Genomic DNA, 10,840 nt, shown 5'->3' on the forward strand with positions numbered 1-10,840 from the left:
TAAATGTGGTAAAGAGTAATTAAGCATGTTGGAAAAGCTCCGTGAAGGAAGCCAAGGTCCTGTAGCCAAAATCATTCTAGTTTTGGTCATTTTATCTTTTGCTCTGGCTGGTGTAGGTAGCTACATTGCGAGCCCAAGTGAGCAATTAGCCGCTGAAGTCAATGGTGAGTCGATTAGCCGCGCAGAGTTTGATCAGGCGTATCAAAATGAGCGTGCTCGCTTAGAGAGTCAGTTCGGAGATGCATTTAATCAATTAGCTGCCGATCCCAATTACATCGCGCAGTTTCGAAATGACGTTTTGCAGAATTTAATTAATGAGCGCTTATTAGATCAAGCAGCCGACAAGTACGGTTTACGTGTTAGTGATGCGCAAGTGAAATCACAAATACTAGGCATGCAAGAGTTTCAAGTAGACGGCCGTTTTGATAACGAGCGTTATCTTGCTGTGCTATATCGCGCCAACCTCCAGCCGGCACAGTTTAGAGATATTATTCGCGCCGATTTAACCCGTCGCCAATTACAGCAAGCCTTATTGGGAAGCGAGTTCGCTTTACCGGGTGAAGCTGAACTGTTGGTGAAGCTGAATCAACAAACACGAGATCTGCGTTATGTGACGGTCCCTGTCGATAATTTTGCGACACAACAGGCACCTAGCGAAGACGAAATGCAAGCTTACTATCAAGAGCATCAAAGCAGTTTTCAAACTGAAGAATCTATAGATGTTGAATACATCGTGGTTGATGCCGATGAGATAGCTAAAACTATCGAGCCCAGTGAGCAGGAAATCGAACAATATTATCAAGCTCATTTGTCAAGTTATAGCCAAGCAGAGAAGCGTAAAGTTGCTCATATCTTGATTAAGTTTGGTGATGATGAAGCTGCGGATAAGGCCAAAGCAGAAGCTTTATTAGCGCGTATTCATAATGGTGAAGACTTTGCTAGCGTTGCTGTCGAAGCCTCTGAAGAGAGTTTTAGTGCTGAAAATGGCGGTGAGCTAGGTTGGTTTGAAAGTGGTGTTTTACCTGCGGAATTTGATACTGCGTTATTTGCGATCGGCGAAGTAGGCCAAGTGAGTGATGTAGTGAAAACGGATGCTGGTTTTCACATTATCAAATTACTAGAGTTACAAGCTGAGCAAGCTCAACCTTTAAGCGAAGTTAGACAACAAATTAGTCAGCGTTTGCAGCAGCAACAAGCTCAAAGTGCTTTTTATGCTCAAGCTCAACGTTTAGCGGAAGTCGCCTTTGAAATACCTGATTCATTAGCTGAAGTGGCTAAGGAAACGGGTTTAGAGCGTAAAACGCTTAGCGGTTTAACTCGCTCAAATGCTAATGGTGAATTAGCTCAAGCTCAGGTGTTAAACAAGCTGTTTGATCCAGACTTTATTGCCGAAGGACTAAACAGCGACGCTATTCAATTAGCTGAAGAAAGCAATATCGTGGTTCGTGTTACTGCTCATAAGCCTTCAGTGTTGAAGTCCTTCGAAGAAGTGCAGCCTCAAATTGTTAGCGCGCTAACTCAATCGAAAGCCACCAAGGCGGCGCAACAATACGCTGATAACATTAAACAGGCGATGCTGTCAGGAGAAGGCTTAGATGCCTTACTGTACGAGCAAAACCTCAAGCTTGAAGCCAAGTTTAAGGTTGGGCGCGACAGCCAAGAGTTAGAACCTCAGGTGGTGCGTCAGTTGTTTAGTATGGCTAAGCCTAGTGAGCAGAAAGTGGCAGAACGTATCACTGCCATGAATGGTGACCAAGTTGTTATTCAAATCACTGCAGTGAATGAAGCCGAGTCAGTTGACCCAAGCGAAACTCAGCGTTGGTTACAGCAACTGAATAGTGTAAAAACAGAAGCAAGTTATCAAGTGTTGCTCGATGTGCTAAAAAGTAAAGCAGAAATCGAAAACTTATTGTAAGCTTAGTTCTTAAGTAAGGTACTGAAAAAAGGACGTTAAACGTCCTTTTTTTATGGAGTTGAAATTGAAAAAGACCCTCATATTACTCACCGCGTTGTTTGGTATCGCTCTTGGCGTATTAACATTTGTTTATTTTGCTTATCCGCAGTTAATTGGTGCTCAAGTGAGTCATCAGCTTAACCCTCTACTCGGTACGTGGGAGTCTGAGCATGAGTTTTATGGTAAGCGAGAACGTTTAGTTTTTACCGAAAGTGGGCAAGTGAAGTCTAGTAGCCAAGTGGCTACCGAATATAAAATTGATGGTAATCGAGTGGTCGTTAAATCCGCCGATAAGGTGGTGGAGTATCGGGTATCTAAAGATGGTCAGACCTTGGATGCTTATATTCCTAGGGCGGGTCGTATTCGCTACCATAGAATTGAATAAAAAAGCCCCAAAACGAGCTTGGGGCTGCTAGTTAATCGTTATAATGGATTAGTCAATATTCACTACGTCGAAAGGGACTAGTGGGTTCACATCTGCTTCGTAATCCACTCCAGTAACACCGAAGCCAAATAGTTTCAAAAACTCTGCTTTATAGTATTCGTAGTCGGTGTGTTGTTTAAGGTTTTCAGTGGTAATTTGTGGCCATAAATCGACACAGGCTTGTTGAATGTCTTCACGTAGTTCCCAGTCATCGAGGCGTAACCGGTTGTTTTCATCAACTTCCGCTGGTTGTTGGTCTTCGCGATATAGACGTTCGTTAAATAGACGATAGATTTGCTCCATACAGCCTTCGTGTAAGCCTTGCTCCTTCATGATTTTAAATACCATAGAGATATATAATGGCATCACTGGGATCGCGGAGCTAGCTTGTGTAACAACGCTTTTTAATACGGCGACATTGGCACTGCCATGCTTATCACTCAGTTTATTGTTTAGGGCGGTAGCTGCTCGGTCTAAATCCATTTTTGCTTTACCTAAGGCGCCGTCCCAATAGATGGGCCAAGTTAGAGCGGTACCAATGTAGCTATAAGCCACCGTTTTGCAGCCTTCGGCTAACACGCCTGCTTCATCTAGGGCGTTAATCCATAATTCCCAGTCTTCACCGCCCATAACGGTTACTGTATCAGCAATTTCTTGTTCTGTTGCTGGCTCCACACTGGCTTCAATAATAGTATCTTTATTGGTATCTACGGCTGTAGCGGTATAGGTTTCACCGATTGGTTTTAAGCTAGAGCGAATTAGCTCGCCAGTGTCGGGTAGTTTACGTACAGGTGAGGCTAAAGAATAAACCACCAAATCAATTTGGCCTAAATCTTCTTTGATCAGTTTAATGGCTGCCTGCTTGGCTTGATGAGAGAACGCGTCGCCATTAATACTTTTAGCATATAAGCCTGCTTCGTGAGCTTTTTGGTCAAAGGCTGCAGCGTTGTACCAACCAGCAGTACCGGTTTTTTTCTCGGTGGCTGGTTTTTCGTAAAACACCCCAATAGTGGCTGCATCGCTGCCAAACGCCGCGGCAATGCGAGAAGATAAGCCGTATCCGCTTGATGAGCCCACCACTAATACCCGTTTAGGTCCATTTGCTACTTTGCCTTGCTGTTTGGTGTAGTTAATTTGTTGTTGTACATTTTCAGCACAACCCACTGGGTGAGTTGTTGTACAAATAAAGCCACGGATCTTGGGTTTGATTATCATGCTAATTCCTTAAACTTACCCGATTGTTATATGCTCGGTCTAATTGACAGTCTTAAAAATGCCGTAATTTTAGCATGTTTACTTTTAAAGTGGCATGCGACCCAGCTGATCAGAGCAGTTAAACTATCAATCTTCGTATCGACACCAGCTTGTCAGGCTTAAAGCTGTTAAATCAGGTAGTTGTGTTATCAATGAAAAGTCAAAAAACACTATACATCTTTGTTATTAGATAGTATCAATAAATCAGCGTATAGGAATGTTCTAATAATTCAATTGTCACTTAAGGGACTAAGGTGAAGATTTGAAAAGCAATATGTTGCCGACCAGTATAAAAGGGAAAATAGTGGGTTTACCCACCAGTAAAACTACCCAATATGCCGCCCAGCAAAAAGCAGAAGAGATCGCCGCTCACTATGCTAGATATTTTCAGCCTTTGGTTGCTGCTAACACTGAGGATATTCGGAGTGTTTATCGGATCCGCCATGATGTGTATTGCACGGAGTTAGGCTTTGAGCCGACTAACCCGCAACAGCTGGAGCGAGATGAGTTTGACGACTATTCTGAATACTGTTTGGTAAGACATAAATCTTCAAATACTTATGCCAGTACCGTAAGAGTTGTAGCGCCAAGTGGCCAACAATTATTGCCCTTGGAAAAATATTGCGAGGGGGCAATTAGCGATTTGGCGCTGCATCCGCAAAATTTTGCTCGGGAAGATATTTGCGAGATATCACGCTTGGCACTACGCGCTTCTTTTCGTCGGCGTAAAGCGGATCAATTTCAACAATCAGCCATTGGCGGAATCAATGTAGCCGAACTTTACGAAGAAGAGTTGCGCTGTTTTCCATTTATTACCGCTAGTATGTATTTAGCGGCCACGGTTTTGGCTGAACGAAATAATATTAAACATGCTTATGTGATGATGGAGCCGCGACTGGCGCGCAGCACCGCTTTGTTAGGCATTAAGTTTCAGCAAATTGGTCCGGTGGTTGAATATCATGGCCAACGAGCGCCTTATTATATCACTGCCGAAAGGATCAGAAGTAACTTGCCGATTACCTTACGACCTTTGATGGAGATGATTGAAAGAGAAGTGGCTTTATCGCTTGATATCGCTCAGCTCGCGTGAGCCAAAGCGTTCACCCCGATCCGAGCTGAGCAAGCTGTTAGCTATTTTCTAAAGGCATTTTTATAGGCGTTGAGTAAGCGTTGACTTAATTCATGTTCTGGTTCAGCGAAGAACTGTTCGGTGTTCTTAAGTTCGACGGCTTTACCTTGTTGCATCACTAGCACCTTGTCAGAGAAATGATGAACCAAGCCTAAGTCGTTGGAAACAAAGATATAGCTAATCGCAAAACGCTGTTGTAATTCTAAAAGTAAGTTAATAATTTGTGCTCTAACTGAAATGTCTAGGGCCGATAGGCTTTCGTCGATAACAATAATTTTGGGGCTAAGTATTAACGCTCTAGCGACACCAATTCGTTGTTTTTGTCCGCTGGAAAGCATGTTCGGGAAAAATTCAGCATGTTCTTCTAATAGACCGACGAGCTTCAGTGTAGCGACCACTTTCTGTTGTTGTTCTTCTATACTCATCGAAGTGTTCAGAGAAAGCGGAGCAGATAAAATACGGCCAATATTGGAGCGCGGATTTAACGAGCTGTTCGGGTCTTGAAAAATCATTCTTATTAGTCGGCAACGGCGTGTATAGTCACCAAAGGTTAAGGCTTCGCCGTTAACAAAAATATCTCCACCACTGGGCTTATTAATACCCGCCAATACTCTTGCTAAACTAGACTTCCCAGAGCCAGATTCTCCAATGATAGCTAAGCTTTCCCCCATGTTTAAGTCGAAGCTTACATCATCTATCGCCGCAAAACGCTGGCGACTCAACCAGCCCTTGTGAATATATACATGTTGGGATAAGTGTCTAACGTGCAATAAATTAGCCATTGTTGCTGGCCTTTTTTTCAATATTTAATGGGTAGTGGCAGGCGTATTGGTGGCCTTTCAATTTTTTTAACTTCGGTTGAATCACACATTTACGTTGAGCTTTTGGGCATCTTGGGCCTAAACGGCAGCCAATCGGCAAATGCTGCAACGCGGGGATTGAGCCCGGTAAACCCGGTAATAGCGCCTTGCGCTCGAAGGGTTTATCAAATTGTGGCGCAGAGCTCAGTAATGCGGCCGTATAAGGGTGGTGGCTGTTATTTACAACTTGGTCGGAGCGTCCTACTTCAACCATGTGTCCGCAGTAGATCACGCTGATGGTATCGGCGAGGTCTGATAAGGTGCTTAAGTCGTGACTAATCAACAAAATGGCAGTGTTATGCAGCTTATTCAGTTTATGTAGCAAGCGCAAAATTTGACTGGCTGTAGTCACTTCCATCGAAGTCGTCGGTTCATCTGCCACTAATAACTTAGGCTGCCCCGCAATGGCCATGGCAATCATCACTTTCTGGCAGAGCCCGTCTGATAATTCGTAGGGGTAGCTACGCATTACTTTATGGTGATCCTTCACCCCCACCTTGTGCAGTAGTGCTTGTGCCTGTTTTTTTCGCCATTGAAAGCGGCGCCAGAATCCGCCCTTAATATTATGGCAGGGAATGGCTTCTTCAATCTGTTTGCCCACCTCTTCAGATGGGTCCAAACACAAACTGGGTTCTTGGAAAATCATCGCGATTTCGTTACCCAGAATTTTGCGACGTTGTCTGGTAGTGAGCGACATTAAGTCTACATCTCCAAGCCGCATACGGTCGGCTTTAACCGTCCAGCTGGGCTTAGTTACGCCTAACAGGGCTTTGGCAATTAGGCTTTTCCCTGAGCCTGATTCGCCTACCAAGGCCTTAATTTCGCCTTCGGCCATGGTTAAGCTCACTTTATCCACCGCTTTAACAATGCCTGTGGGGGTGTTGATCTCGATAGTTAGGTTACGAATGTCTAACAATGCCATTAGTCGACCCCCTCTAACATGGCCTGGCGTAAGCCTTCTCCCACCATGTTTACACTTAAAATACTCATCATAATGACAAAACCGGGTAGGGTTACTGTCCATGGGGCTGAGAATAGTAGGTCTTTACTTCCGCCTAGCATCGCGCCCCATTCAGGTAAAGGCGCTTGGGCTCCAATACCAATAAAACCAAGGGCGGTAATGTCGATGAGTGAAGACGAAAAACTGCGACTCACCTGAAAAATTATTGAGTCGGCAATGTTCGGTAATACACCATTTTTAATGATTCGGTAGTTGGTGGCGCCATCGAGGCGGATTGCGGTAATGTACTCTTTTTGTACCTCTGTCGATACCGCAATATAGGTAAAGCGAATAAATTGTGGTATCTGCGCTAGTGCAATGGCTATTAGGGTGTTTTCTAAACCTGGACCGAGGAATGATACAACCATAATCGCAATCAGCAATGAGGGTATGGATAAGGCGGTGTCCATTACATGGTGTAGGACACTGGCTTTAATTCCCTTACTCATGCCAGAAAAAATACCCACAGGTATGCCAATTAAAGCGGCAATAATTACCACCACCAAGCCCCCGCCAAAGGTCAGCTGACAGCCATAGATTAGCCGGCTTAGTACATCACGACCTAAATCATCAGTGCCAAGAAAGTTATCAACGTGGCCATTTTGATTCCACGATGGCGGCTGAAACAAGTTGTCTGTTTGAAAATCTAAGGGATAGGGCGCAATAAGTGGGCCAAACAAGGCTAACAGAACAAAGCCTAAAAAGAACCAAAAGCCGACCATGGCGATAGAGTTGTCTCGAAAGCGATTGAGCGCTCGCTGCAGAGTACTGGAGACGGTGGTCTCGGCGAATACGTTAGTATTGAGCATAGACTTCTCTTCGGCGTAGTGGGTGAATCAATGCAGTAAATATATCGGTTATTACGAAGGTGGTGATAACCAAGGTCGCAACGGCCAACATGCCGCCTTGAATGGCTATATAGTCTTGCTGGTAAATACTGGAAATAAGCCAGCGGCCAATGCCTGGCCAAGCAAACACTACTTCTAATACCATGGCCATGGTCAGCACATTACCAAATTGTAAGCCTAGGCTTGGTAAAATGGGGGGAAGGGCATTGTGTAGCGCATGACGGCTAACAATTTGCCATTTTGATAAGCCTTTGGTAGTCGCTGCTTTGATGTAACTTTCGTTCATTACTTTGGCCATGGAGTTGGACAGCTGACGAATCACCTCGGTGGTTGGCACCACTGCTAACACCAAGGTGGGTAGGGTTAAATGATTGACTATACTAATAAAAGCTGGCCAGCGCGCTTGTGGCTCAAGCCAAAATACATCGATAATGCCAAAGCCGGTAATTTGGGGGATTTCTAACAATAAATCGTAACGTCCAGATACTGGAAACCAACCTAGCATTAGTGAAGAGTTCATCACCAACAGCATGGCTAGCCAAAATACAGGAATACTGTAACCCACCATGGTGACACTTAGGATTAGGTTTCTTATCCAGTGCTGATGGTAGATGCCCGCCAAAGTGCCTAGTGGAACGCCAATTAGAAACGACAACAAGAAGGCTGAAAAACATAACTCTAAGGTGGCTGGTAGAAAAACTAATAGCTCGTCAAATACCGGTTTGCCACTAACATGGGAAATGCCTAACTCACCGTTCAGGTTATGCCAAACAAAATTTAAAAACTGCGCCAGCCAAGCGTCATCACTGGCAACATAAATAGTTTGGTTTTGTTGGAAAACAAAGGCGATCAAGTTGATAGCCAAAAAGGTAATGATGAGTAAATTAAGGCGACGAACTAGGTAACGTAACATAACTTACTTCCTATAGGCGTTGTTGAAAGAAACGCCCCCATAAGGATTCCAAGTAATGCCGGTAATGGTGTCGCTGTAAGAATACATTTTTAAAGCATGAGTTAACGGTAGCACGGGCACATCTTGCTCAATAATTTGTTGGATTTTATAGTAATTTTTTAAGCGGTCGGCAAGTCTGGTCGAGCTAATAGCTGCATCGAGCAGAGATTCTACTTGACCATTACACCAACGACTATAGTTATAACCTTGTAGTACTGCTTCACAGGCAAACTGTTGCCTAAAGAAATCATCGGGGTCGCTGTTGTCGGTAGACCAACCAATAAGTAGTAAATCGTAATTCACCTCTGGTTCGCGTAAATAGCGACGTAATACCTCCCAGTCGAATAAACGCACGTTAACTTGGTAACCTTGCTTGGTGAGGTCATTTCTGATGAGTTCAGCCGTTTTGTGCGGTTGCGGATTATAACTGCTGGCTTCATTAAGTACCCAAAATTCAATCGTCTGCTGTTTGGCTTTTTCCATATAGGGGTATTCCAAATGGTCCGGCTGGGGTGAGCTAGACTGATGGCGATAGGCCCAAGACGAGGCCGACAGCACACTATTGGCGATTTCAGCGGTATTTAAATAAACCGAGTCAACGATGCGTTGTTTATCGATGAGACCGGCCACATTGCGGCGCACACGAACGTCGGCAAATGGGGTTTTTTGAGTATTAAAGGCCAAGTAAGCAACGTTTAATCCCGCTTGTACCGATACCAATAAATCCTCTCGCTGACGCAGCACTTCAAGCTGGTTGGCTGCTGGTTGTGCCATGATGTCACATTGCCCGGTTAATAGTTTAGCCAAACGAATCGACGAGGTGGGGGTGATATCAAACACCAATTGGTGCATCGGGGGGGCGCCACGCCAATGCAGCCAATGACGGTAATAACGAATAAAGTGATCTTTGCGTTGATTCGCATAATAAAAGGGACCGGTGCCTATCGGCTGCTGGTCGAGCAAACCTAACAAGTGTTTGTCTTCAAGCTGTTTGGCGTATTCGGCGGATAAAATAACCGCATAGTCACTGGCTAAGCTGGCTAAAAAAGCCGCGTCGGGTTGGTTTAATTCAAATTCAACTGAAAATTCAGAAAGTTTGCGCAGTTTTTTGATTTTTTTTGCGAAACCAATGTTGTTAAAGAAAGGGTAATCGCCATTAGCCAAAATATATAAAGGGTGTTCTGGGTCGATGATGCGTTGAAAACTCAACATAACATCATCAGCATTCAGGTCGCGGCTAGGGCTAAAATAGTCGGTTTTGTGAAAGTGGACCCCTTGGCGTAAGTTAAAGCGATAGCGTAAACCGTCTTCACTGACTTCCCAGCTGTGTGCCACGCCACCGACTAATTGCTGAGTAATAGGATCAACCTCTACCAGCCGGTCATAAAGATGGCGCGAGGTGACCGCAACAGCATTCATTGAGCTTTCCAACTGCGGGTTAAAAGAGTGTGGTGCGGTTTCGGTGCAATAGACTAAACCAAGCTTCTTAACGTTTAGTGGTTGCTCACAACCCAGTAGCAACAAAGCGAAGCACATCACTGTGCTAATTGAGAATGCATTCATGTGAAAGCTGATATCCTGATAACTGCTTGATAATTTACCATTAACCCTCAGGGTTACTCAACCAATGAAAGACCTAGCCACGAGTATTAATACAATGTTTTTTGATTAAACCCCTTAACTGATGGTAGCTGATTTGCAGGGCTTTAGCGCTTAGGGTTTGTTTATAGTGGTGTTTTTCTAAAGTTTGTTGAATCAGCTTTTTCTCAAAAGCGGCCACCTGTTGGTTAAATCCTAATTCGTTATCGGATTCAGCGCTAACTGCAGAAAAGCTTGTTGGTCGCCAAGGCGAGGCAAAGGGGTCAAAGTCAACATCGTTGATTTTACCCTTAGCGTTACTGTTTTCTACTACTGCTCGTTCAATTACATTTTTCAGCTGCCGAATATTGCCAGGCCAGGAGTAAGTCTCTAGGCGCCGCATAACCTCAGCGCCAAATTGTGGAAGTTGAGCAAAACTTAGCTCACGGGCCATTTTATCGGCAAAGTGTTGGGCTAACAGGCTAATGTCTGCTTGGCGATGGCGCAGTGGTGGAAGAGTGATTACCGCAAATGATAAGCGGTCGAGCAGGTCGGCGCGAAATAACCCTTGCTCAACTAGCTGCGGCAAATCTTGGTTGGTTGCGCATACGAGCCGCACATCAATCTCAATGGTTTTATTGCTACCTAAACGTTCAATTTTTCCATACTCGATGGTACGTAACAGTTTTTCTTGCACTTCGTTTGGCATGGTGGCCAATTCATCAAGAAATAAGGTGCCATGGTTGGCTTGTTCAAAGCGGCCAATACGCTGCTGGCTGGCACCGGTAAAAGCGCCAGCTTGGTGGCCAAATAATTCAGATTCAATAAGGTTTGGGTTTAA

The 10,840-nt window shown here is 44.5% G+C and carries 10 protein-coding genes; 3 read left to right on the forward strand and 7 right to left on the reverse strand.

Annotated features, from left to right (window positions below):
- Positions 1-25 precede the first annotated feature (25 nt).
- Both ACQY6Q_RS16575 and ACQY6Q_RS16580 read left to right on the forward strand, forming a co-directional pair.
- A complete protein-coding gene (locus ACQY6Q_RS16575) occupies positions 26-1,915 on the forward strand; it encodes a SurA N-terminal domain-containing protein (RefSeq protein WP_427983152.1) in 1,890 nt (629 codons plus the stop codon).
- A 64-nt stretch (positions 1,916-1,979) separates the two neighbouring features.
- Positions 1,980-2,339, forward strand: coding sequence for a DUF2850 domain-containing protein (locus ACQY6Q_RS16580; RefSeq protein WP_427983154.1), 360 nt, complete (start codon positions 1,980-1,982; stop codon positions 2,337-2,339).
- A 48-nt stretch (positions 2,340-2,387) separates the two neighbouring features.
- Here the strand turns inward: ACQY6Q_RS16580 and fabV are convergent, their stop codons facing one another.
- On the reverse strand, positions 2,388-3,593 hold the full coding sequence (gene fabV / locus ACQY6Q_RS16585; RefSeq protein WP_427983156.1) for an enoyl-ACP reductase FabV: 1,206 nt from the start codon (positions 3,591-3,593) through the stop codon (positions 2,388-2,390).
- Positions 3,594-3,894: 301 nt separating this feature from the next.
- Between fabV and ACQY6Q_RS16590 the strand changes: the two genes are divergently transcribed.
- Complete coding sequence (locus tag ACQY6Q_RS16590; RefSeq protein ID WP_427983159.1) at positions 3,895-4,722, forward strand: PEP-CTERM/exosortase system-associated acyltransferase; 828 nt, start codon at positions 3,895-3,897, stop codon at positions 4,720-4,722.
- Between the two features lie 41 nt (positions 4,723-4,763).
- Here ACQY6Q_RS16590 and ACQY6Q_RS16595 read toward each other — a convergent pair whose 3' ends face one another.
- The 6 genes from ACQY6Q_RS16595 to ACQY6Q_RS16620 all read right to left on the reverse strand — a co-directional run.
- Positions 4,764-5,543 (reverse strand): ATP-binding cassette domain-containing protein, encoded by a 780-nt coding sequence (locus ACQY6Q_RS16595; RefSeq protein WP_427983162.1) that lies wholly within the window; start codon positions 5,541-5,543, stop codon positions 4,764-4,766.
- On the reverse strand, positions 5,536-6,543 hold the full coding sequence (locus tag ACQY6Q_RS16600; RefSeq protein WP_427983165.1) for an oligopeptide/dipeptide ABC transporter ATP-binding protein: 1,008 nt from the start codon (positions 6,541-6,543) through the stop codon (positions 5,536-5,538). The genes ACQY6Q_RS16595 and ACQY6Q_RS16600 overlap by 8 nt, the downstream gene beginning before the upstream one ends.
- Positions 6,543-7,430 carry an ABC transporter permease subunit gene (locus tag ACQY6Q_RS16605; RefSeq protein WP_427983168.1) on the reverse strand — a complete coding sequence of 296 codons (888 nt, stop codon included), beginning with the start codon at positions 7,428-7,430 and terminating at the stop codon, positions 6,543-6,545. The genes ACQY6Q_RS16600 and ACQY6Q_RS16605 overlap by 1 nt, the downstream gene beginning before the upstream one ends.
- Positions 7,417-8,382, reverse strand: a complete 966-nt coding sequence (locus tag ACQY6Q_RS16610; RefSeq protein ID WP_427983170.1) for an ABC transporter permease — start codon at positions 8,380-8,382, stop codon at positions 7,417-7,419. Before ACQY6Q_RS16610 ends, ACQY6Q_RS16605 begins: the two co-directional genes overlap by 14 nt.
- Before the next feature lie 3 nt (positions 8,383-8,385).
- Positions 8,386-9,984: an ABC transporter substrate-binding protein gene (locus ACQY6Q_RS16615; RefSeq protein WP_427983173.1), complete on the reverse strand. Its 1,599-nt coding sequence runs from the start codon at positions 9,982-9,984 to the stop codon at positions 8,386-8,388.
- 73 nt (positions 9,985-10,057) lie between these two features.
- On the reverse strand, positions 10,058-10,840 hold a 783-nt coding region (locus tag ACQY6Q_RS16620), incomplete at its 5' end, for a sigma 54-interacting transcriptional regulator (RefSeq protein ID WP_427983175.1).

Source organism: Agarivorans sp. (assembly GCF_050295395.1).
In the GTDB taxonomy this organism is placed as follows: domain Bacteria; phylum Pseudomonadota; class Gammaproteobacteria; order Enterobacterales; family Celerinatantimonadaceae; genus Agarivorans.

Coding starts and splice junctions, on each gene's coding strand:
- ACQY6Q_RS16575 (WP_427983152.1), top strand. CDS start 26: ATGTTGGAAAAGCTCCGTGAAGGAAGCCAAGGTCCTGTAGCCAAAATC.
- fabV (WP_427983156.1), bottom strand. CDS start 3,593: ATGATAATCAAACCCAAGATCCGTGGCTTTATTTGTACAACAACTCAC.
- ACQY6Q_RS16595 (WP_427983162.1), bottom strand. CDS start 5,543: ATGGCTAATTTATTGCACGTTAGACACTTATCCCAACATGTATATATT.
- ACQY6Q_RS16600 (WP_427983165.1), bottom strand. CDS start 6,543: ATGGCATTGTTAGACATTCGTAACCTAACTATCGAGATCAACACCCCC.
- ACQY6Q_RS16605 (WP_427983168.1), bottom strand. CDS start 7,430: ATGCTCAATACTAACGTATTCGCCGAGACCACCGTCTCCAGTACTCTG.
- ACQY6Q_RS16610 (WP_427983170.1), bottom strand. CDS start 8,382: ATGTTACGTTACCTAGTTCGTCGCCTTAATTTACTCATCATTACCTTT.
- ACQY6Q_RS16615 (WP_427983173.1), bottom strand. CDS start 9,984: ATGAATGCATTCTCAATTAGCACAGTGATGTGCTTCGCTTTGTTGCTA.